Below are 23,691 nucleotides of genomic sequence, written 5' to 3'. Positions count from 1 at the left end.
GAATGCCTCCCGCAGCGAATAATGCTATCTTTGCCGCTCAACGAAACGAGCAGGTAAAGTCATGATCGGCATACGCGGAATGATCGAATCCCAGGTTCTGGGCTTAACCGGCATGGCGCTGAAAGAGATAGATTTTGAACATCCCAAAGGCGAACCGGGGCTGTTTGGCCCGCAGTCGGCTATCTGGCAGGTTCACGGGGATTTTACCGCCATGCTGTGCGGCGGCATCAGCGCGCTGCTGTTACAGATGCTGCACCCGCTGGCGCTGGCGGGCGTCTGGGATCACTCCCGTTTCCGGGACGATATTTTTGGCCGTCTGCGCCGAACCAGCCAGTTTATTTCCGCCACGACTTTTGGCACCGTCGTTGATGCCGAACGGCTGATCGCAAAAGTGAAGGCGATCCATCTGCGGGTGAGCGGCGAGGACAAAGATGGCACGCCGTATCGGGCCAGCGATCCGGATTTGCTCACCTGGGTCCATGTTGCCGAGTGCAGCAGCTTTATGGCCTCGCATCTGCGCTATAAACGCACTGTGGTCAGCACCGCCCGTCAGCAGCAGTATTATCAGGAAGCCGCGGAGATCGCCCGCCGTCTTGGGGCGCGTGATATCCCGGTCACTCCCCGTCAGGTTGCCGACTACCTGCAGGATATGCGCCCGCAGTTACGCTGTGATGAACGAACCCGCGAAGTGGCTGACCTGCTGCTGTCGACGCGCTTGCCAGGCCGGTTAAGCCAGCCGGTTGGGCGGATCATGATGTGTGCCGGTATTGACCTGTTACCGTCCTGGGCGCAGGAGATGCTTCATTTGCCGATGCGCCCGGCGCGGCGGCATGGTGCGCGGATTGCGGTACATGGCATTGCGCGCATATTGCGCGCGTCGGTACGTAACGGCGCGTATCACTGTGCAATGCGCCGGATGAGTGCCGGTTAGCCATCCTGTAATGTGAATTATTCAGGGGATGCATTGTCGTTGAACTCGGTCATGCGCTCGGTGGGTGCGAGCGACTGGTCGGCGCGCCGGTGCAATACTATTGAGCGCAATCTGCTGGATATGACAGACCAGTCCCCCTTACCGGAGCAACTTAAGCCGGATCGCTACTTCAATCTGACCTGATGTCATTAGCCATTGTGTATGTTTATTATTCGTTAAATAAGTTAAATCTAATGCATGATAGACAACATTGATTATACAGAGACGGCCCTGATTGTTATGCTTTCGTTAATAAAAAGCCCGTTATCGCCCCTGAATCATTTAAGTTGCAGGACAAAACGCTGTGGCTGTTTTTAAACAGCGCTTGCGTTGCCCAGAAGTGGTGAGTCCAGATTATTGCCCACGCCCATGCAACCTGAAGTATGACGGGATGATATGCCGATCGCGGGCGATAAGAGAGAGTACGGCGGATCGCCTGCAATTCGCTGCTGAAAGCACATCAGGAGTTAACATGAGTAGTAAAAAACGCGTCGTTCCAGGGGTCCATCCTTATGATGGTCCGGCAGGGGGCTGGGGCGCATTAAAAGCCACCGCTATTGCCGTGCGTACGCAAATGGATGTACTCGATGCACCGTCCACGCTACTTCGTACTAACCAGCCGGATGGATTTGACTGCCCCGGTTGCGCCTGGCCGGATAAAGAGCATAAATCGACGTTTCAGTTCTGTGAAAACGGCGCCAAAGCCGTGACCTGGGAAGCCACCAGTAAACGCGTCACCGCGGAATTTCTGGCTGCCAATACGGTCACCTCACTGCTGGAAAAGAGCGACTTCGAACTGGAAGGTTATGGTCGATTAACCCGGCCTTTAGCCTACGATAAAAAGAGCGATACCCTGCGTCCGGTTGCCTGGGAAGAGGCATTCACCCGTATCGGCGAAATCCTCCGTTCTCTGCAGCCCGATGAGGTTGAGTTTTACACCTCCGGGCGGGCCTCCAATGAAGTGGCTTACTTATTTCAGCTTTTTGCCCGTGAACTGGGTACCAACAACTTCCCGGACTGCTCCAACATGTGCCATGAGTCGACCAGCGTCGGCCTGCCGCAGTCCATCGGTATCGGCAAAGGCACGGTCTCGCTGGATGACTTTGACAAGACCGAACTGGTGATTTCCATCGGGCACAACCCTGGCACCAACCACCCGCGAATGATGGGGACGCTGCATGAGCTGGCGCGCCGCGGTGTACCGATCATCGTTTTCAATCCGCTAAAAGAGCGTGCGCTGGAGCGTTTCGCCGACCCGCAGAATGTCATCGAGATGGCGACATACCGTTCAACCAACATTGCCTCCACCTATTTTCAGGTGAAAGCCGGCGGCGACGCGGCGGCATTAAAGGGGATCGCGAAAGCGTTGCTGCGGATGGAAAAAGAGCAGGGCGGGGTGCTGGATCGGGCGTTTATCGACGAACATACGCTGGGCTTTGCTGATTTCGCCCAGGATCTTGCAATTACCCACTGGCACGATATTGAACGTGAGTCTGGCCTGACGCGCGACGATCTTGAGCGGGTGGCGGCGGCATACGCCAAATCGAATGCCACCATTATTACCTACGGTATGGGTATCACCCAGCACAACAAAGGCACGTCAAACGTGCGCCTGATTGCCGATCTGCTGCTGATGCGCGGAAATATTGGTAAGCCCGGCGCCGGGATCTGCCCGTTGCGCGGCCACTCCAACGTGCAGGGTAACCGTACCGTGGGCATCACTGAAAAACCGGGCGCCCCGTTTCTGGCCAACCTTCGCCGGGTGTTCGGTTTTGAACCGCCGCAGGCGCACGGTCACGATGCGGTGAAAGCGCTACAGGCGATGATCGACGGCGAATCCAAAGCCCTGCTGTGTCTTGGTGGTAACTTTGCGGTGGCGATGCCGGATCACCAACGGGCCTTTCCGGCAATGCGGGGGCTGGATCTGAGCGTACATATTGGCACCAAGCTTAACCGTTCGCATTTGCTGGTCGCCAAAGAGACCTTTATTCTGCCCTGTCTGGGCCGCACCGAGCTGGATATCCAGGAGACGGGGCGTCAGTCGATTACCGTCGAGGATTCGATGTCGATGGTTCACGCTTCATCAGGCAAACTGAAACCCGCTTCCCCGCATCTGCGCTCGGAGCCCGCGATTGTCGCCGGAATGGCAATGGCGACGCTGCCTGAGAGTAAAATTGACTGGCTGGCGCTGGTCGCGGATTACGACAGGATCCGCGATTTGATCGAGCAAACGATTCCCGGCTTTGACAATTACAACCAGCGTATACGCCATCCCGGGGGCTTTCGTATGCCGCTGCCGCCAACTGAACGTATCTGGCCGACGCCGACCGGTAAGGCGATGTTTTCGGTTTTCCACGGCATCCATGAAAACCAGCAGGTTGAGGGGGAAAATGTGATGCGCCTGGTGACACTGCGCAGTCACGATCAATATAACACCACCATCTACGCTATGGATGACCGCTACCGTGGCGTTTTTGGTCGTCGTGATGTGCTGTTTATGAATGAGCAGGATATGGCAGAGCAGGGGTTAGAGCATGGCGATCGGGTGGATATTAGCTCCGCGCTGCCGGGTCATCACCAGCGGCTGGAGGATATCACCGTGGTGGCTTATAGCATCGCACCGGGCACTGTTGCCGCCTATTACCCCGAAGCGAACGTGCTGGTGCCGCTGGATTATCTTGATAAAGAGAGCGGCACGCCCTCCTATAAATCGGCCCCTGTCCGTCTGACTCTGCGCTCGAAAGAGATCCGCGCGCTGGCGGGGCTTCGTTAAGCCGTTATTCCGCGTATGTCGCCTGCCATTGCGGGCTCTGTGTCAGAGCCCGCCCAACAAAATCCGCCCCCTGTAGCTGTAGGCCGATACACGCGCCACCGTTGATGGCGCTTGAATTTCATCAAGGCTGAACATAACATTTAGCTAACATTTTTCCTGTTGTGCTGACAGCAGCGGCGGAAAGCGCCGGCGCAATGCGCAATAACTGGATTATTGATGGATATTAAACAGCTTAAATATCTGATTGCGCTCGACAGAACGCGTCATTTTGGCCAGGCCGCGGCGGCCTGTCACATCACCCAGCCCACGCTCTCCATGCGCATCCGTAATCTGGAAGACGAGTTGAACCTGACGCTGATTCAGCGAGGACAACGCTTTGAAGGATTTACGCCGGAAGGCGAGCGTATTCTGGCCTGGGCGCGCGCGCTTTTAGCGGCCCACGATGGACTGGAAGCGGAAGCGGCGATTTGTCGTGGGCATATGGTCGGCCAGCTAAGAGTGGGAATGGTGCCGTTAGCCAGCCTGAATCCGATGCAACTGATTAAGCCGCTGGCCGATAAATACCCGGAACTGCAGTTCAGTCTGTTATCAATGACGTCAGAGCAGATTATTGATGGTGTCAGCCGTAATCAGTTGGATCTTGGGATCTGCTATCTGCACCACGTTGATAGTCCGTTATTTCACGCGGTCTGGTTGCCCAGGACCCGGATGGGGTTGTTACATGATAAGCGTTATTTTCAGTTTGGCGATGCGATCCCTGAGTGGGACGCGCTGGCCGCGCTGCCTCTTGGCTTTCTGACTAAGGGCATGTATTACCGTGAATCGATTGAAATGAGCTTCAAGTCAAAGGGGCTGACGCCGAAGTACGTTTTTGAAAGTGACTCCACTTTTCAAATTATCCAGGCGGTACAGGCCGGGATCTGCTGCGCGATTATGCCGCTGAATAATGGCCTCGAAGCGTTAAGCGATAATCTGGAAATCCGCCCCATTGCGGAAACGGAGGTCGACTCAACGCTGGCGTTGATCATGCGCAACAAGGAGCCGGTGTCGTCGCTGGCGGAAAAATGTTTTGCCGATGCGCAGGTGATTTTTACCGAACGCCAGTAGGTTAGCGATGTTTGACGGCCTGAGATCGGCTTTATAGGTCGGCCTTAAGGTTCGCCGACCGACTTAGCGATGACAAACGATTGCAGGCAAGCGCCGCCCGCGAATCCTGGCGGCGCTTGCCATCAGATATTCTCCAGGCTGATTCCCCGGGTTTTCGGCCCGAAGATACCCACAGACAACATCACCATCAGCATGCTGGCGACGATAAAACTAATCACCCCTGGCGCACCGGCATATTGCAGGATAATGCCAATCAGAATACTGGTAATTGCCGTTGAGAGCCGACTAAAGGAGTAGCAGAAGCCCACTGCCCGGGCGCGAATGTGCGTTGGAAAGACTTCCGCCTGATAGGCGTGATAGCTGATGGTCAGCCAGGCGTTCGACCAGGTGATCATAAATCCGCACACCACCAGCAATAGTGGGCTGTTCTCCAGCGCAAACAGGGTGCCGAAAATCACCGTCATCAATGCAGAGAGAACAATTTGCCATTTGTTTTCAAAGTGATGGACAAAGCGGGTGCAAAACAGACAGCCAAGCGGATAGGCAAGGGTAATAAAAAATGCATATAACAGGCTGTGGGTGATGCTGGCTCCCTGGCCGGAAAGCAGCGCTGGCAGCCAGTTACCAAAACCAAAAAAGCCGATGGACTGGAAGAAATTCATTACCATCAGCATGATCGTGCGTTTGCGGTACTGCGGCGTCCAGATCTCTTTAAACGCGCCCAGTTTCAGCGGGTTATTTTGCTTCTCAATATGATGACGCGGCGATGGAGAAACGCCGCAGCGTTGTTCCATTTCGCACATTACCTTGTGGGCGTCCTCGTGACGGCCTTTTTCATCCAGCCAGCGTGCCGACTCCGGCAAATTCTTGCGAATAATCCAAATTACCAGCGAACAGAGTGCGCCGAAAATAATGACCCAGCGCCAGCCGGTGAGACCGAAAAGGGTGGTGGGCACCAGTAACCAGGACATCAGCGCCACGGCGGGAACCGACAGGAACTGAATAAAGAAAGCGAAAGCGAAGGCTTTGTTGCGCAGATGCGTAGGCACCCATTCACTTAAGTAAGTATCAATGGTAACGAGCTCAATGCCGAGGCCGACCCCAACCAGGAAACGGCAGAAGATCACCCCTTCGGCGCTGTTCTGCAGCGCCATAATCAGGGAGAAAACGCCGTACCATGCGAGGGCGAACATAAATGTCAGGCGACGTCCCAGTTTATCCGCCAGAGGCGCCAGCAGGCTGGCGCCGATGAACAGTCCCATAAAGGTTGACGAGGCAAATGCCGCCTGGTCGGAGATGCCGAAAATGCCGTTTTCACCGGTATGAAAGATATTTTCTGCCAGTAGTCCTGTACTGATATAACCGGTCTGAAAAAGATCGTATAGCTCGAAGAAACCGCCCAGCGCCAGTAGCGTGATAAATGTCCACAGGCCAACTGATGCGGGGAGCGCATCAATGCGCGCGGTTAAGCTGGAGTGGGGCTCTCCTGGGGCGCTGAACGGTACGTCGCCCAGAACCTGGGGGGTAGACATATTATTATTTCCTTAAGGTAAAATGTTTGCCTGCTAATGTTAATTGATTGTTAGTGGTTTTAAATTTTTAATCATGCGCCATACGGACGATGAGCAGCAAAAAATGCTGATAAAATGCCATATTATTGGTAATTAAACTGCTTTCTGTTCACCCCGACGGTGATATTTGAAGTTAACCACCAGATGGGATAAAGATTGCCGGTTATCGGCGTTGAATGGCGATACAACATGAATCTTTCCCTGCGACTGATAACACCCCCATAGGGGAAGTGCGTGCTGGGCTGTTCGTCAGAGTGGGGTTAACGCCTTACCGGGCCTGGCGGATCAGCCATATTATCCAGTTATGCAGTCAGCAGTCCGGATTTGTAGCATCAGATAATCCTAAACAAATCGTCACTAACGGAAGATTTTAACTTTACTCATATAAACGGATGACTATAATAGGCGCAAATTCAAACAGGAGAAATATGTTGGACAGTCACCCTAACAAAAACAAAAAGGCAAGCTGACGCTATTTTCCCTGCGCTGCTTGCCAGACCGGCGGGCAGCAATCTCCTCATTTGACGATTGCCACCCATAATACACAATGCAGCATGGCTGCGAGGATAATCGTCATGTTCATGTTTAAAAATACATTATTCCCTCCACCGTCAACACGACGTTAATCGCCTTAATGGCGACAATTTGTCGTGTGCTTAATAAAGCACGTCATTAATTCTTCCAGAAAAAATGGAGGAAGCTGTGTTGATGTTTCCTTATATCGCAAATTTACTCGCAGCGATGCTATTAGGCGCGCTAATTGGCGCTGAAAGACAATGGCGGCAGCGAATGGCAGGCCTGCGTACGAATGCGCTGGTGGCTACCGGCGCGGCGGTTTTTATTCTTAGTTCAATTTCAACATCGCCGGATAGTCCGGGACGTATTGCGGCGCAGGTGGTTTCCGGAATTGGCTTCCTCGGCGCTGGCGTCATCATGCGTGAAGGCATGAACGTGCGGGGGCTGAATACTGCCGCGACGCTGTGGTGTTCTGCGGCGATTGGCGTGCTGTGCGGGCTGGGGCAGTTCTGGCAAGCGGCGGCGGCGACGCTGATAATCCTCTGTGCCAATATTTTATTACGTGAAGCGGCCCAGCGTATTAATCGCTTCCCCGGGGCGACAGAGGAAGAGAAATGCTACGTCCTGAATATTATCTGTAATAGCGAACATGAAAAGGCGATTCGCCAGCTATTACTCAATCTCAGTAAAGAGATAGCGCTCAGCCTGCAGGGAATGGTTTCAATTTCAGCGCAAGAACAGGGGCATAAAGAAATCCGCCTTGAACTGGTCGGTCATACCGATTATCGCAAGGCAGGGGATATTATTATGTCAAGAATTGGCGGGCATGAAAATATTACCTCTGTCCGCTGGTGCGTCGAGGGGAGTTAATCTCGCTGATATTCCACAATGACGGTGGTTCACCTAAGGAGGGAATGATGGATGTTCCCTGGCAATTAAAATAATAGGCGCGTAAGCGCGTAAAAAATAAATTATGCATAAACATTTTATGCAGAGTTAACGACGTCTTAAATTTGAGGGTTAATCATGACTGACATGAAAATAGAACGCCGGAAAATAAACCGGAATACGTCAGCAAATGATAAGCAGCATAAAAAAAGCTTTGCCATTGAAACCGAGGCATTTAACAGCCCGGACCATACCCTGGCACGGCTTAACAGCAGCCGTCTGGGGCTGACAACGGAGGATGCGCTTGAACGGCTGGATGAATATGGCCGTAACGAAGTGGCCCATGAGCAGGCACCGCCTGCGCTGATCCAACTTCTGCAGGCATTCAATAACCCGTTTATTTACGTGCTAATGGCGCTGGCTGCCGTAAGCTTCGTCACCGATTATTGGCTGCCGAGGCTTCACGGTGAAGAGACCGATCTGACCGGGATCATTATCATTGTGACGATGGTCAGCCTGAGCGGTTTATTGCGTTTCTGGCAGGAGTTTCGTACTAACAAAGCGGCGCAGGCGCTGAAATCAATGGTTCGCACCACGGCGACGGTGCTGCGTCGCGGACCGGGCAATATCGGCCCGGTGCAGGAAGAGGTTGCGATTGCAGAGCTGGTGCCGGGAGATGTGATCTTCCTCGCCGCCGGAGACCTTGTCCCGGCAGATGTTCGTCTGCTGGAGTCACGGGATCTGTTTGTCAGCCAGTCGATTCTCAGCGGCGAGTCGCTGCCGGTTGAAAAGTATGATGTGATGGGCAGCGTTTCCGGTAAAGGCAGTGAACAGCTGTCCGGATCGAACAAGGGCAAAAGTCTGCTTGAAATGGGCAATATCTGCCTGATGGGCACCAATGTCACCAGCGGCAGAGCGCAGGCGGTGGTGGTGGCCACCGGAAATCGCACCTGGTTTGGCTCGCTGGCGAAGTCCATCGTCGGTACGCGCACTCAGACGGCGTTCGATCGCGGGGTGAACAGTGTGAGCTGGCTGCTGATCCGCTTTATGCTGGTGATGGTGCCGATCGTGCTGTTGATTAACGGTTTCAGCAAAGGTGATTGGGTGGAGGCATCGCTGTTTGCTCTTGCGGTAGCGGTCGGCCTGACGCCGGAAATGCTGCCGATGATCGTCAGCTCTAACCTGGCGAAGGGCGCTATCGCCATGTCGCGGCGTAAAGTGATCGTTAAGCGGCTCAACGCCATTCAGAATTTTGGCGCGATGGACGTGTTGTGCACCGATAAAACCGGTACGCTGACCCAGGACAACATCATTCTTGAACATCATCTTGATGCCAGCGGCGCAGAGAGTGACCGGGTACTCACGCTGGCATGGCTCAACAGCAGCAGCCAGAGCGGGGCGCGTAACCTGATGGATCGGGCGGTATTGCGCTTCGGCGAAGAACGGATTACGCCATCGACAAAAGAGCGTTTTGTGAAGCTTGATGAACTGCCGTTCGATTTTGTCCGCCGCCGCGTGTCGGTCTCCGTGGACGATGTGCGCCACGGCGACAAAAGTCTGATCTGCAAAGGCGCCGTCGAAGAGATGCTGATGGTCGCTACACATCTGCGCGAAGGTGACAGCGTGGTCGCGCTGGATGATGCCCGCCGTGCGCAGCTGTTAGCAAAAACCGAAGATTACAACGCTCAGGGCTTCCGCGTACTGCTGGTGGCAACTCGCAAACTGGATGACTCCGCGCTGACAACGCCGCTAAGCACGGCAGATGAGCAGGGATTAACGGTTGAAGGAATGCTGACGTTTCTCGATCCGCCGAAAGATAGCGCGGGAAAAGCGATTACCGCGCTGCGCGATAACGGCGTGGGGGTGAAAGTGCTGACTGGCGATAACCCGGTCGTTACGGCGCGTATTTGCCGGGAAGTGGGGATTGATGCGGATGACATCCTCACCGGTGCGCAGATTGACGCGATGTCAGATAACGAACTGGCGCGGGAAGTGGAAACGCGTTCGGTGTTTGCGAAGCTGACGCCGCTACAGAAGTCACGCATTCTCAAAACATTACAGCAAAACGGCCATACCGTCGGTTTTCTTGGTGATGGTATTAATGATGCCCCGGCGCTGCGCGATGCGGATGTGGGGATTTCGGTTGACAGCGCCATGGATATTGCGAAAGAAGCGTCCGATATCATCTTGCTGGAAAAAGATCTGATGGTACTGGAAGAAGGCGTGATCAAAGGACGTGAGACCTTCGGCAATATCATTAAGTACCTGAACATGACCGCCAGTTCTAATTTCGGCAACGTGTTTTCGGTACTGGTGGCCAGCGCGTTTATCCCGTTCCTGCCGATGCTGGCGATTCATTTGCTGATCCAGAACCTGATGTACGATATTTCCCAGCTGTCGCTGCCGTGGGACAAGATGGACAAAGAGTTTCTGCGCAAGCCGCGCAAGTGGGATGCAAAGAACATTGGCCGCTTTATGCTATGGATTGGTCCGACATCGTCTATTTTTGACATCTCCACTTTCGCGCTGATGTGGTATGTGTTCGCGGCCAATAACGTTGAAGCGCAGGCGTTATTCCAGTCCGGCTGGTTTATAGAGGGCCTGCTGTCGCAGACGCTGGTGGTGCATATGCTGAGAACGCAGAAAATCCCGTTTATCCAGAGCCGTGCGACGCTGCCGGTTTTGCTCACCACTGCCCTGATTATGGCGATTGGGATCTATATCCCGTTCTCGCCGTTGGGGACGATGGTCGGCCTGGAGCCGCTGCCAATGAGCTACTTCCCGTGGCTGGTCGCCACGTTGCTCAGCTACTGTCTGGTGGCGCAGGGCATGAAGCGGTTGTATATCAAACGGTTCGGTCAGTGGTTCTGATATTAAGGAGGCACCGGGATGCATCGTTCTCCGGAGACGATTATCGCGCTGATATTTTTCCTCATGGGTCTGCTGGTACTGCTGCTGGCTATCTGGCAAATCCTGTTCTGATAATAAGGCGGGGCCAATGCGCAAAGGATCGCTGGATAAAGTCTTTATTCAGGTGGTGATTATCGCAGTCATTATTATTCTGCTGACCATCTGGATAAGGTAAGAGAAGCCCCGGCGGGCGTAAAGCCTGCCGGGGAAAGTTATTACAGATCGAAGCGGTCCAGATTCATTACTTTGGTCCATGCCGCCACAAAATCGGTAACGAACTTCTGCCGCGCGTCGCTGCAGGCATAGACTTCTGCCAGGGCGCGAAGTACAGAGTTGGAACCAAACACCAGATCAACACGGGTAGCGGTGTATTTCTCTTCACCGCTCTTACGATCGCGGCCGATAAACAGCTCAGACTGCTCGTCAGCGGCTTTCCAGACGGTACCCATATCAAGCAGATTGACGAAGAAATCGTTGCTCAACACGCCTGGCCGGTCGGTAAATACACCATGCTGGCTGCCGTCGAAGTTGGCGCCCAGAACGCGAAGACCGCCGACCAGTACCGTCATTTCCGGTGCCGTCAGCGTTAACTGCTGGGCTTTATCGATCAGCAGCGTTTCGGTGGACACGCCGCCTCCCACGCGACGATAGTTGCGGAAACCATCAGCCAGCGGTTGCAGCAGATCCATCGCGTCGACATCGGTCTGATCCTGTCGCGCATCGACGCGGCCCGGCGCAAAGGGAACGCTGACCGGAACACCCGCCGCGGCGGCCGCCTGTTCAATGCCAACGACACCCGCCAGGACGATAATATCGGCCAGCGATGCCTTACCTGACGCGTTGTGGATCGCCTGCAGCGTCGGTAATACGCGGGCGGCAATCGCGTTGACCGGCCAGGATTTTTGCGGCTCCAGCGCCAGACGCGCGCCGTTGGCACCGCCGCGTTTATCGCCGCCGCGGAAGGTGGATGCCGAAGCCCAGGCAACGGAAACCAGTTCGCTTACCGACAGCCCCGCATCGGCAATAGCGGTTTTCAGGGCCGCGATATCGTCTGCGGTCGGGGCGTGAATGGCTGCCGGTAACGGGTCCTGCCAGATCAGATCTTCTTTCGGGACTTCCGGCCCCATGTAGCGGGATTTTGGCCCCATATCACGGTGGATCAGCTTGAACCACGCGCGGGCAAAGGCTTCGTTAAAGGCCTGCGGGTCGTTGAGAAAACGGCGTGAAATTTTATCGAATTCCGGATCGAAACGCAGCGTCAGGTCAGTGACCAGCATCGTCGGCTTGCGTTTTTTCTCCGGATTGAATGGATCAGGAATAATTTCCGGCGCGTCTTTCGCTTCGAACTGAATTGCGCCAGCCGGGCTGCGCGTTTGTACCCATTCATATTTATACAGGTTTTCGAAGAAGTAGTTGCTCCACTGGGTAGGGGTTTGCGTCCAGACCACTTCCAGACCGGATGTTATCGCATCCGCACCCGCGCCGCTGCCATAGCTGTTAGCCCAGCCCAGACCCTGGGCTTCAATCGGCGCGGCTTCCGGTTCTGCGCCAACATGGCTGGCGACGGCGGCACCGTGCGTTTTACCCAGCGTGTGTCCCCCGGCGATCAGCGCGACGATCTCTTCATCGTTCATCGCCATATTGCCAAAGGTCGCGCGAATCGCGGCGGCGGCGGAAAGCGGGTCGCCGCTGGCGCCGGGCCCTTCCGGGTTAACGTAGATCAGCCCCATCTCGGTTGCGCCGATGGCCTGCTTATTCAGGCTTTCCGGATGGCGATGCGCCAGCCATTCCGTTTCATTACCCCAGTCAACGTCCAGATCCGGTTCCCACACGTCCTCACGACCGGCGCCAAAACCAAAGGTGCGGAAACCGGCGTTTTCCAGCGCGACGTTGCCTGCCAGCATATAAAGGTCGGCCCAGGAGATTTTCTGACCATATTTTTGTTTCACCGGCCACAGCAGGCGGCGGGCTTTGTCGAGGCTGACGTTATCCGGCCAGGAGTTCAGCGGGGCGAAGCGCTGCTGACCGCGTCCTGCGCCGCCGCGGCCATCCACGGTACGATAGGTACCGGCACCGTGCCAGGCCATACGAATAAACAGCCCGATATAGCTCCCCCAGTCCGCTGGCCACCACTCCTGCGAGTCGGTGAGCAGGGCGCGCAGATCGGCTTTCAGCGCCGAATAGTCGAGCTTCTTAAACTCTTCCCGATAATTAAAGTTTTCACCCAGCGGGTTTGAACGATGAGAGTGCTGATTCAGCAGATCCACGCGTAGTTGATTTGGCCACCAGTCGCGGTTAGTGGTGCCACTCCCGGCGCTCTGCGTCGGCGCTTCAGTGTGGAAAGGGCATTTTCCTGCTGCGGCGTTATTTGAAGGGTCGTTTGACGTGCTCATATCAGGCTCCGTTTGCTTTTGTGAATGCCATAACGATATACACTGCTTCCAATAAGTGATACTTGAATAAGTCTACGGATTTAATAGTTATTTCCGTTCAATTGTCGGGATGAGAAACGCGTATTGATTGTTGTATACCCGACATAATTCGCGCCGCAGTGAGGGACAAACGAAACCGATCCCCGGACGGGCGCATCCCGTACATCGCCGAAGTAAGCGCAGGCGGCCAATAAAGCGGCAGCGTGAACTATGACGGGTATATAAAGCTGGCTATCGCAACCATCTTAATAACCATAGTCGTAACAGGGGAGTAACGGAAACGCTAAAGTGCTTTCACTGCTACCGAATGCTAATTGTTTGAGTTATGACAAGTTTCCGTTCGTCATCGCCTGCAGAAAGGTTTTGCCATCGTGGCTTTTTATACGTTCTCGGTTGGGGGGGGTGATTGCTTGTTTTTTCGCCTTTCGCGTCAGTTCCGCCACAATCGCCGATCCACGCACCAAATCCATGCAATGCTCCATTATTACACCCCATTTTAGGGAGAAAGGACGCGGCTTATCTCTATCATGTTGATTTTATTTGCCCTTAATTTCTGGCGCAGGGATTGCTTTTCACCATAAGAAGGCAGCGCAACAGACAATCTGGATAACATAATAGCTGGCTAGGGTTCCGGTTCACGCAGGTGAACGTCTGGTCCGAGAGCTGGCGACCTCTGCGAGGTTACACGGCGGGATAAAAGCCCGGGAGACAGCAGCACCGTTGGGTGTCGCGCTGCCCCCGTTTCTCGTGCCAACCAGAGGTTTATCATGAAGACATCATCAATATTCCGCTCTTTCGTTTTGTCAATGGCGTTACTGGTCAGCGTGCCATCCTTTGCCGCCGTAAAAAAAGAGTTCAATATCTGTTGGACTATTTACGCCGGATGGATGCCCTGGGGCGCCATCAGTAACGAAAAAATTATTGATAAATGAGCCAGTAAATACGGCATCAAAATCAATATCGTTCAGCTCAACGACTATATCGAATCCATCAACCAGTACACCGCGGGCCAGTTTGACGGCTGCACCATGACGAATATGGATGCGCTGACCATTCCGGCGGCAGGTGGCGTTGATACCACGGCGCTGATTACCGGTAGCTATTCCGACGGTAACGATGGCGTGGTACTGAAAGGCACAGGGAAAAAACTCAGCGACCTGAAAGGGATGTCGGTCTACCTCCCGGAACTCTCGGTCTCACACTATCTGCTGGTGCGCGGTCTGGAAAAGGCCGGACTGCAGGAAAAAGATGTCAAAATCGTCAATACCTCGGATGCTGATATTGTCTCCGCCTTTGGCACGAGCAGCGTGCGCGCGGCGGTGGCCTGGAATCCGCAACTCTCCGCGATCAAAAAAACGCCGCAAACCACTGAAGTGTTTAGCTCCTCGCAGGTGCCCGGTGAGCTAATCGACATGATGGTGGTGAATACCCAAACCCTGAAAGATAACCCGGCACTGGGCAAAGCCCTGACCGGCGCCTGGTTTGAAATGATGGCCAAAATGAAGGCTGGCGATACGCAGGCGCTGAAAGCGATGGCCGCCGATTCCGGGACCGACCTGGCGGGTTACCAGGCGCAGCTTAAAACAACCCATCTGTTCTGGACGCCCGCAGACACGCTGGCATTCATCTCTTCCCCTGAACTGGCAAAAACGATGCAGCGGGTGGCTAAGTTCTCCTTTGACAAGGGGCTGCTCGGAGAAGGCGCACAAAGCGCTGACTTTATCGGTATGACGTTTCCCGGCAACATCACCGTCGGTGATAGCGCAAACAGCAAACTGCGCTTTGACGATCGCTACCTGAAGATGGCCATTGCCGGCCAGCTGTAATTACTGATCCTGGGAGTCCACGCCATGCGCCACATTAACCGCCATCCTCGACAGGGTATGCGCCTGACGCTGATGCTATTGCCTTTCGTGCTGCTGATTGCCGCCTGGTTTATCGGGTCAGCGGTGCGTCTGGAAGCCAATCCGCAGGACAAGCTGTTGCCCGGCCTGTCGCAGATGCTCGCGGCCATTGACCGGATGGCATTCACCCCGGATAAGCGCAGCGGCGAGTATCTGCTGTGGGTCGACACGCTGGTTAGCCTGAGCCGTCTGTTGACGGGACTGGCGCTCTCTTCGCTGATCGGCCTGTGCATCGGTATTGCCGCAGGCGTATTCCCGATGTGTCGCGCCGCGCTATCGCCGTTGATGACCGTGGTGTCCATGATCCCGCCGCTGGCGATTCTGCCGATACTGTTTATCGTCTTCGGGCTGGATGAGCTATCAAAAGTGATGCTCATTGTTATCGGCATCACGCCGATGCTGGCCCGTGACCTTGAACAACGGGCGCAGGAGATCCCGACGGAGCTGTTTATTAAAGCCCAAACCCTCGGCGCCAATAGCTGGACGGTGGTGCTGCGGGTGGTGCTACCCCAGCTTTTATCACGGCTGATTACCTCACTGCGACTGCTGCTTGGATCGGCATGGTTATTTTTGATCTCTGCCGAGGCCATTTCCGCTACCGCCGGGCTGGGGTATCGCATCTTCCTGGTCCGTCGTTATATGGCGATGGATGTGATTATTCCTTATGTCCTCTGGATAACGTTGCTGGCATGGCTGATGGATCTGGCGCTGCGTCGGCTGCATAACGTTTGTTTTCCGTGGGCGGAAGGAGGCCGGATATGAGTTTTATCAACATCAACAATATCTGGCAGGAGTACGGCGACCATGTCGTGCTGGAACGCATCAACTTGCAGGTTAAACAGGGAGAGTTCTGCTCGATGGTTGGTGCATCCGGCTGTGGGAAGTCGACGTTTTTACGTCTGTTGCTCGGCCAGGAGCAACCCACGCGAGGAACCATCACGCTTGAAGGTCAGCCGCTGGTGGCGGAACCGGATCGCAGCCGCGGCGTGGTATTCCAGCGCTATTCCGTATTCCCGCATCTCAACGTGCTGGATAACGTCGTTATCGGGCTCGAACTGCCGGTTTCGCCGCTGTTTGGTCGCTTGTACGGTCGCCGGAAACGCGATGCTCGCCAGCAGGCGCAGCAGATGCTGGAGCGAGTCGGGCTGGGCCATGCGCTGGAAAAATATCCGGCGCAACTGTCGGGCGGCATGCAGCAGCGGCTGGCGATTGCTCAGGCGTTTGTGATGCAGCCGCGCGTGCTGCTGCTTGATGAACCCTTCGGCGCGCTGGACCCCGGTATTCGCAAGGATATGCATACCCTGTTGCTCCAGCTATGGCGCGAAACCGGTATGACGGTGTTTATGGTTACGCACGACCTCGCGGAAGGCTTCAACCTTGGCACCCGGTTGCTGGTTTTTGACAAAGTGCGCATCGACCCACAGGCGCCAGAAGCCTGGGGCGCGCGCATTACCTACGATATACCGCTTAATGAAACGCGGATGTCGCAGTTGACAACCGATAGCGACAATAACGTTTACGCATTAAGGAGATAGTCTGATGACCGTACTTTTTCACTCATCCCCCAGCCTGCGCGAAGAGCGACTTCCCGGCGGGGCGCATACCTCGTTGATTTTGCGTAAGGGACAGATCCTGCGCCTGACCGATATCGAAGGCGGGGCTAACGTCAGCATGATGATGCTCAATCCTCACGAGAAAAGTGAACGTCTGAACCTGCCGGATACCCTGAAGGGGCAGCACACCGCCCGCCTGACCGCCGGTCACTGTTTCTACTCCGATATGGGCCGGGTGCTCGCCGGGATCGTGGCAGATAGCTGCGGCTGGCACGATCCGTTCGGCGGCGTACTCAATGCGGATGAAACGCGCGACAAATACGGCGCAGGACGCTACCAGGAACTGCGCAACGGCTTTTATCGCAACGGCGTCGATAACCTGTTGGTGGAGATGGGGAAATGGGGGCTTGGCCTTGAAGATTTGCTGATGGTAGTCAACTTCTTCAGCAAGGTCACCGTCGATGACGACGGCAGCTTCCGGTTTATCACCGGCCACAGCCGCCCCGGCGATTACGTTGAACTGTTTGCGCCGATGGATGTGTTGCTGGTACTGACCGCATTGCCGCATCCGCAGGACCCTGCCGTTGAATACGCCCCGCGTCCGGTACAACTGAGCTGGTATCGGGCCGACGATGAGCACGCCGCCGTAGACGCGCTATTCACCCGCGACGAAAACCGGCGCGCGTTCCTCAATACCCAACTTTTTGCCCTGTAAGGAGGCTGCGATGACGCTTATTACCAGTAACTTTCGTCCCGAAGATGCCGTATACCGCCACGTGATCCCGGCGGGAGAACCCTGGCTTTTTGAGGTGAAAAAAGGGCAAACCCTGCGGCTGCTCGACCTCGAAGGCAATCAGGCGATTGATACGCTGTTCTACAATGCCGATAACCCCCGCGAGCGTTACGATCCCCAGCGTACGCTGCGCCGTCAGGGCAAGGCTTATCTGACCACCGGCAGCGTACTGTATTCCAATCTTGGTAACCCGCTGCTCACCATCGTCGCCGATACCTGTGGCCGCCACGATACCCTCGGCGGCGCCTGCGCTCAGGAGAGTAATACCGTGCGCTACGCCATGGATAAACGCTATATGCACAGCTGCCGGGATAACTTTCTCTGCGCCTGCCTGCACGATGGTCGTCTGCGCAAGCGCGATATCGGCGCCAATATTAATTTCTTTATGAATGTCCCGGTGACCCCTGAAGGCGGCCTGACCTTTGAAGACGGTATTTCGGCGGCGGGAAAATACGTTGAGCTGCGCGCCGAATGCAACGCCGTGGTGCTGATTTCCAACTGTCCGCAGTTGAACAACCCCTGCAACGGCTGGAACCCAACGCCTGCTGAAGTTCTGGTGTGGAATTGACCGGGTTATGCCTATCGGCTGAATAGTCTACCGACGCACAAATCTTAAGCGCCGGTTGGCCCCGGGGACGACCCCAGGGGAAACGCGATTTTTGCGGGACGACCCGCGTTCCTGTGAGTTCCGCTTATGTTTGATACCTTACTGATTGCCAATCGGGGTGCTATCGCTTGTCGCATCCTGCGTACACTGCGCGCCATGCAAGTCAAGGGCGTGGCCGTGTACTCTGAAGCCGATTTGAGCAGTTTACATATACGTGACGCAGATGAAGCGTTAAGCCTCGGCGACGGCCCGGCGGCGCAAACTTATCTGGCGAGTGAAAAAATTATTGCCGCTGCGCGGCAGAGCGGCGCCAAAGCGATTCACCCCGGCTACGGTTTCCTCTCGGAAAATGCCGCGTTCGCCGAGGCGTGCGAAGCGGCGGGGCTGGTTTTCGTTGGCCCGACGCCGCAGCAGTTGCGCATTTTTGGTCTGAAGCATACCGCTCGCGCCTTAGCCAAAGCCGAGGGAGTACCGCTGCTGGAAGGCAGTGAGCTGCTGGCCGATAGCGCTGAAGCACAGCGTGCGGCGGAGACGGTTGGCTATCCGGTGATGCTCAAAAGTACCGCTGGCGGCGGTGGAATCGGTATGCGCGTCTGCCGCGATGCCAGTGAGCTGTCAGCGGCATTCGAGGCCGTACAGCGACTGGGGCAAAACAACTTCAGTGACGCTGGGGTATTTCTCGAAAAATATATTGAACGCGCCCGTCACCTGGAGGTGCAGATCTTCGGCGATGGATGCGGAGATGTCATCGCCCTCGGCGTACGGGACTGCTCGGTACAGCGACGTAATCAAAAGGTGATTGAAGAGACGCCAGCGCCAAACCTGCCCGAAGGGATGGCCCAGGCCCTGTGTTCGGCAGCCATCGCCCTTGGTAAGGCGGTGAATTACCGCAGCGCCGGTACCGTTGAATTTGTGTATGACAGCGCGGCGCGGCAGTTTTACTTTCTCGAAGTGAATACCCGGCTTCAGGTGGAACACGGCGTGACGGAGCAGGTCTGGGGCGTGGATCTGGTGCGCTGGATGATTGAATTAGCGGCAGGCGATCTTCCGCCGCTGAGTCAACTGGCTGCCGGGCTACGGCCACAGGGGCATGCTATTCAGGCGCGCATTTACGCGGAAGATCCGGGGCAGCAGTTTCAGCCTTCTCCGGGGTTGTTGACGGAAGCGGCGTTTCCGGCGGCGGATGGCAGAAGTCTGCGTATTGATCGCTGGGTGGAAGCAGGCTGCGACGTGCCGCCATTTTTCGATCCCATGCTGGCGAAAATCATCGTATGGCGCCCTGGCCGTGAGGACGCGATCGCCGGTCTGCTCCAGGCGCTGACGGAGACCCGTCTGTACGGCGTGGAAACCAATCTTTTGTATCTGCAGCACATTCTTGCTTTTGCACCGTTTACCGAGGGCCACCCCTGGACCCGTTGCCTGGAGCAATTGCGCTATCAGGCGGCAACGGTTGAGGTTTTGAGCGCCGGTACCCAGACGACGATTCAGGATTATCCGGGGCGCCTGGGGTACTGGGCGGTGGGGGTACCGCCATCGGGGCCGATGGATGACCGCGCCCTGCGTTTTGGTAACCGCCTGTTGGGCAACGCTGAAGGCGATGCCGCGCTGGAGATCACCCTTAACGGGCCAGCGTTGAAATTTAATACCGCTGTTCAGGCGGTGATTTGCGGCGCATCGCTGCCCGCCACGCTGGATGGCGTCCCCCAGCCAATGGACCGCGTTTTTACTGTCCCTGCAGGGGCGACGCTGAAACTGGGCGCCATCAGCGGCGCGGGCGTCAGAAGCTATCTCTGCCTCAGCGGTGGCATTCAGGTGCCGGACTATTTAGGGAGTAAAAGTACCTTTACTCTCGGCCAATTTGGCGGCCACGGCGGGCGGGCTTTACGTGGCGGCGACGTATTGCATCTGGCGCCGCGGCCCACTGCCGCGCATGACAGTAAACTGCCCGACGCCCTGCGCACGGGGCTGGCGGATGTGCGTACGCTGCGGGTCATTTATGGCCCTCACGGCGCGCCGGAGTTCTTTACGCCTGACTACATTGAGACATTCTTTGCAACCGAATGGGAAGTGCATTTTAACTCCAGCCGTACCGGCGTGCGTCTGATTGGGCCGAAACCGCTCTGGAGCCGGGATAGCGGGGGCGAGGCGGGGCTGCATCCCTCGAACATTCATGACAACCCTTACGCCGTTGGCGCAGTGGATTTTACCGGCGATATGCCGGTGATCCTGGGGCCTGATGGCCCGAGCCTCGGCGGTTTTGTTTGTCCGGTGACGGTGATTGAAGCCGATCTCTGGCAAACAGGACAGCTTAAAGCCGGGGATAAAGTGCGTTTTGTGCCGGTGGATCTTCTCACCGCCAGACGGCTGGCCGCCGGGCGACGCGCCGAACTGGCGACGCTCCAGCCACAGGAGACGGTCTGGCAACCTGCGCCGCTGACTTCGCCGATGGTCATGACCTGCGGCGAGGGGGATAAACGTCTGGTGGCGCGTCTCTCCGGCGATACGCATCTGCTGCTGGAAGCGGGAGAGGCGGAACTGGATCTGGTGCTGCGTTTTCGCATTCACGCGCTGATGCAGGCGCTGGAAGCGCAATCCCGACAAGGGGTGATTGATATCACGCCGGGGATCCGTTCGCTGCAAATCCATTTCCAGCCAGAAACCCTGCTCCTGGAACAACTGCTGGCGTGGGTACGCGCTGAATGGGCGACGGTCTGCGTCAGCGATGATCTGCAGGTCCCCACGCGGGTGGTGCACCTGCCGCTCTCCTGGGATGATCCGGCCTGTCGTAAAGCGATCGACAAATATATGACCACCGTGCGCCATGACGCCCCCTGGTGCCCGAGTAACCTGGAATTTATCCGTCGGATTAATAACCTGCCTGATGAACAGGCGGTGTGGAATACGGTGTTTGACGCCCGCTATTTGGTGATGGGGCTGGGCGATGTTTATCTCGGCGCGCCGGTTGCGACCCCGCTCGATCCCCGTCACCGACTGGTGACGACCAAGTACAACCCGGCGCGAACCTGGACGGCGGAAAACTCCGTCGGTATCGGCGGCGCCTATCTGTGCGTCTATGGCATGGAAGGACCTGGCGGCTATCAGTTTGTCGGCCGCACGCTGCAAATGTGGAACCGCTATCATGATGTCGCTGATTTTGCTGGTAAACCCTGGCTGCTGCGCTTTTTTGACCAGTTGCGGTTTTACCCGGTTTCGGCTGAGGAACTGCTGCGGATCCGTCGCGATTTTCCACTTGGGCGCTATCCCCTGCGTATTGAACATAGCACGCTGCGGCTGGCGGAATATCAGCAGTTTCTCGCGCGTGAAGCGCAGAGTATCGCCGCGTTTCGCGACCATCAGCAGCAGGCGTTTAATGCCGAACGTGAGCGCTGGATTGCCAACGGCCAGGCGGATTTTACCACTCAGGAGAACGTAACCGAAGAGGGCGGCGATATGCCGTTGCAGCAGGGTGAGCAGGGGGTGGAAAGTCCGATTTCCGGTAACTTATGGCAGGTGCAGGTCGCAGTGGGGAGTCGGGTGCGCGAGGGAGAGGTGCTGGTTGTGCTCGAATCCATGAAGATGGAGATCCCATTACTGGCGCCGTGTGACGGCATTATTCAGCAGATTAGCGTTCAGCCGGGTAGCGCGGTTCATGCCGGGCAACGGGTGGCGGTGATTATTGAGGAGAATGTGTAAATGCAGCAAACGTTTGATTTACGCCTGGCAACCCTGGCGGCGGATTATCGCAGCGGTAGCATCACCCCACGTGCGTTGCTGGCGAAAATACGCCAGCGGGCGCAGGCGTTGAATCCGGAGTTTCGGCTTTTTATTCATATACTGAGCGAAGAGGAGCAGGCGCCTTTTCTGGCGCGGCTGGACGCATGTACGCCAGAATCGTTGCCGTTATACGGCGTGCCGTTCGCCATTAAAGACAATATTGACCTGGCGGAGAGTGTGACGACCGCAGCCTGTCCGGCCTTTGCCTACCGGGCGGAGCAGAGCGCCACCGTTGTCGAACAGTTAATTGCGCTGGGGGCGGTGCCGGTAGGTAAAACCAATCTCGATCAGTTTGCCACAGGCCTCAATGGGACCCGATCGCCATATGGACGCTGTCGCAACAGCTATCACCCGGATTACCCCGCCGGCGGGTCCAGCGCCGGTTCCGCGCTGGCGGTGGCGTTAGGCGTCGCCAGCTTTTCGCTGGGGACCGACACCGCCGGTAGCGGACGGGTGCCCGCCGGGCTGAATAATCTGGTGGGACTGAAAGCGAGCAAAGGGCTGATCTCCACCGCAGGGGTGGTGCCCGCCTGCCGTACGCTGGACTGCGTAACCTTTTTCAGCGCTACCGCCGATGAGGCCAGTCAGTTGCTGGATCTTGTCGCGCGCGACGATCCGCGGGACGCATACAGTCGCCACAATCCGCAGTGGAACCGTCGTCAGGCGTTCGGTACGCCGTCGGCGGGTTTTCGTTTTGGCATACCGCGCGAGCTTAATTTTCTCGGCTGCGAAGCGAGCGCACATCTGTTTACCCGCGCCTGCGAGCGAATGACGGCACTTGGCGGCATCCCCGTCGAAATAGACTTCACCCCGTTTCTCGCGGCGGCCCGTTTGTTGTATGAAGGGCCGTGGGTTGCTGAACGCTATGCGGTGGTTGGCCCGTTGATTGAACAAAACCCGGATGCGGTGCTGCCGGTGATTCGCGACGTGCTGGCGAAAGCGCCGGGGACGGATGCGACGACGACCTTTAAAGCGATGTATCAACTGCAGCATTACAAGGCGCAGTGCGACGCGATTCTGGCAACGCTGGACTGCGTTCTGACGCCAACCTATCCGCGTCCGGTTACGCTTGACGAACTGGAAGCCGAGCCGATCAAGCGTAATGCCGATTTGGGGTATTACACCAACTTTATGAACCTGCTGGATTATGCCGCCGTCAGCGTGCCGGCTGGATTTATGCCTGACGGGCTGCCATCCGGCGTGACCCTGTTTGGCCGGGTCTTTACCGATCAATATCTGCTGAGCCTCGCCGATGCGTTTCAGCGTTGTGAACCGCTGGCGCTGCCCGGCGGGACGTTGCCGGACAGAACGCCACCTGCACATGCCGCCAGCCATGACCGAATGGCGCTGGTTGTTTGCGGCGCGCATCTTGATGGCCTGCCGCTTAACGGCCAGCTACGGGCGCGAGGCGGACGATTGCTACAGGCGACCCAAAGCGCGCCTTATTATCGTTTATACGCGCTTGCTGATGGTAAACGTCCGGCGATGGTGCGTGATAATTGCGGCGGGAGAGCGATTGCGGTCGAAGTGTGGGAATTACCTTCCGCAGAGGTCGGTTCATTGTTAGCCGGTATCGCTGCGCCGCTGGGTTTAGGGCAAGTCGAACTCGCCGACGGACGCAGATTAACGGGGTTTATCTGCGAGGCTGAAGGGTTACAGGGGGCCACGGAAATCACCGCGTACGGCGGCTGGCGCGCCTGGCTGTCACGCTAGTCGGTCTGGACCTTTGTCGCGTGCGGCAAAGGTCTTTTATGTGACGGTGTCACTTATTTTTCTAACATACTGATACATTTCTGCCAGGTCATTAGCAACCTTTCGGTAGGGCTCGCGCCCTGAGAACGTTATTCTTCCCCGCTTTTCCATTTTCAGGCCCTTTGTAACCCAGGTAAACGA

General features: G+C 56.2%; 16 protein-coding genes, 2 pseudogenes and 1 riboswitch. Of the genes and pseudogenes, 15 read left to right on the top strand and 3 right to left on the bottom strand.

The features are described 5' to 3' along the window. The first annotated feature begins 61 nt into the window (after positions 1-61). From FN037_RS08365 to FN037_RS08350, 4 genes and pseudogenes are all read left to right on the top strand, one after another. Positions 62-931 carry an oxygenase MpaB family protein gene (locus FN037_RS08365; protein ID WP_142501987.1) on the top strand — a complete coding sequence of 290 codons (870 nt, stop codon included), beginning with the start codon at positions 62-64 and terminating at the stop codon, positions 929-931. A 90-nt stretch (positions 932-1,021) separates the two neighbouring features. Continuing rightward, a pseudogene (locus FN037_RS08360) lies at positions 1,022-1,114 on the top strand (ibestrophin); the annotation flags it as partial. A gap of 328 nt (positions 1,115-1,442) precedes the next feature. Continuing rightward, on the top strand, positions 1,443-3,743 hold the full coding sequence (locus FN037_RS08355) for an FdhF/YdeP family oxidoreductase (protein ID WP_138362372.1): 2,301 nt from the start codon (positions 1,443-1,445) through the stop codon (positions 3,741-3,743). A gap of 216 nt (positions 3,744-3,959) precedes the next feature. After that, on the top strand, positions 3,960-4,850 hold the full coding sequence (locus tag FN037_RS08350) for a LysR family transcriptional regulator (RefSeq protein WP_142501986.1): 891 nt from the start codon (positions 3,960-3,962) through the stop codon (positions 4,848-4,850). Positions 4,851-4,972: 122 nt separating this feature from the next. On the opposite strand, the gene FN037_RS08345 is transcribed toward FN037_RS08350, so the two are convergent. Beyond that, a complete protein-coding gene (locus FN037_RS08345; RefSeq protein WP_142501985.1) occupies positions 4,973-6,382 on the bottom strand; it encodes an MFS transporter in 1,410 nt (469 codons plus the stop codon). A gap of 729 nt (positions 6,383-7,111) precedes the next feature. Between FN037_RS08345 and FN037_RS08340 the strand changes: the two genes are divergently transcribed. From FN037_RS08340 to mgtU, 4 genes are all read left to right on the top strand, one after another. Beyond that, positions 7,112-7,807 carry an MgtC family protein gene (locus FN037_RS08340; RefSeq protein WP_138362369.1) on the top strand — a complete coding sequence of 232 codons (696 nt, stop codon included), beginning with the start codon at positions 7,112-7,114 and terminating at the stop codon, positions 7,805-7,807. A 156-nt stretch (positions 7,808-7,963) separates the two neighbouring features. Beyond that, positions 7,964-10,696: a magnesium-translocating P-type ATPase gene (mgtA, locus tag FN037_RS08335; protein ID WP_142501984.1), complete on the top strand. Its 2,733-nt coding sequence runs from the start codon at positions 7,964-7,966 to the stop codon at positions 10,694-10,696. An 18-nt stretch (positions 10,697-10,714) separates the two neighbouring features. Then, positions 10,715-10,807: a protein MgtR gene (mgtR, locus tag FN037_RS08330; protein ID WP_138362367.1), complete on the top strand. Its 93-nt coding sequence runs from the start codon at positions 10,715-10,717 to the stop codon at positions 10,805-10,807. A 16-nt stretch (positions 10,808-10,823) separates the two neighbouring features. Further along, entirely contained in the window at positions 10,824-10,910 is an 87-nt protein-coding gene (gene mgtU / locus FN037_RS24570) for a magnesium transporter protection protein MgtU (RefSeq protein WP_260607868.1), read from the top strand. A 40-nt stretch (positions 10,911-10,950) separates the two neighbouring features. Here the strand turns inward: mgtU and katG are convergent, their stop codons facing one another. Then, on the bottom strand, positions 10,951-13,128 hold the full coding sequence (katG, locus tag FN037_RS08325) for a catalase/peroxidase HPI (protein WP_138362366.1): 2,178 nt from the start codon (positions 13,126-13,128) through the stop codon (positions 10,951-10,953). A 362-nt stretch (positions 13,129-13,490) separates the two neighbouring features. After that, on the bottom strand, positions 13,491-13,637 hold the full coding sequence (locus FN037_RS24370) for a hypothetical protein (protein WP_185929241.1): 147 nt from the start codon (positions 13,635-13,637) through the stop codon (positions 13,491-13,493). A gap of 141 nt (positions 13,638-13,778) precedes the next feature. Continuing rightward, a riboswitch (guanidine-I (ykkC/yxkD leader) is annotated at positions 13,779-13,877 on the top strand. Positions 13,878-13,934: 57 nt separating this feature from the next. On the opposite strand from FN037_RS24370, the pseudogene FN037_RS08320 reads away from it, so the two are divergent. The 7 genes and pseudogenes from FN037_RS08320 to atzF all read left to right on the top strand — a co-directional run bounded on the left by FN037_RS08320 (position 13,935) and on the right by atzF (position 23,511). Beyond that, a pseudogene (locus FN037_RS08320) lies at positions 13,935-14,993 on the top strand (putative urea ABC transporter substrate-binding protein). A gap of 24 nt (positions 14,994-15,017) precedes the next feature. After that, positions 15,018-15,833: an ABC transporter permease gene (locus tag FN037_RS08315; RefSeq protein WP_138362364.1), complete on the top strand. Its 816-nt coding sequence runs from the start codon at positions 15,018-15,020 to the stop codon at positions 15,831-15,833. Then, a complete protein-coding gene (locus tag FN037_RS08310) occupies positions 15,830-16,606 on the top strand; it encodes an ABC transporter ATP-binding protein (RefSeq protein WP_138362363.1) in 777 nt (258 codons plus the stop codon). The genes FN037_RS08315 and FN037_RS08310 overlap by 4 nt, the downstream gene beginning before the upstream one ends. Before the next feature lie 4 nt (positions 16,607-16,610). Further along, complete coding sequence (locus tag FN037_RS08305; protein ID WP_142501983.1) at positions 16,611-17,339, top strand: urea amidolyase associated protein UAAP1; 729 nt, start codon at positions 16,611-16,613, stop codon at positions 17,337-17,339. 10 nt (positions 17,340-17,349) lie between these two features. Continuing rightward, positions 17,350-17,985, top strand: a complete 636-nt coding sequence (locus FN037_RS08300; RefSeq protein WP_138362361.1) for an urea amidolyase associated protein UAAP2 — start codon at positions 17,350-17,352, stop codon at positions 17,983-17,985. 126 nt (positions 17,986-18,111) lie between these two features. Then, positions 18,112-21,717: an urea carboxylase gene (gene uca, locus FN037_RS08295; RefSeq protein WP_142501982.1), complete on the top strand. Its 3,606-nt coding sequence runs from the start codon at positions 18,112-18,114 to the stop codon at positions 21,715-21,717. Further along, positions 21,718-23,511, top strand: a complete 1,794-nt coding sequence (gene atzF / locus FN037_RS08290; RefSeq protein ID WP_142501981.1) for an allophanate hydrolase — start codon at positions 21,718-21,720, stop codon at positions 23,509-23,511. It abuts the gene before it with no gap. The last annotated feature ends 180 nt before the right edge of the window (positions 23,512-23,691 follow it).

The organism is Klebsiella sp. 2680, assembly GCF_900198535.1.
GTDB lineage: Bacteria > Pseudomonadota > Gammaproteobacteria > Enterobacterales > Enterobacteriaceae > Klebsiella > Klebsiella indica.
The sequence above is the reverse complement of the archived record's forward strand: the minus strand, read 5'-3'. Positions and strand labels throughout refer to the sequence as shown.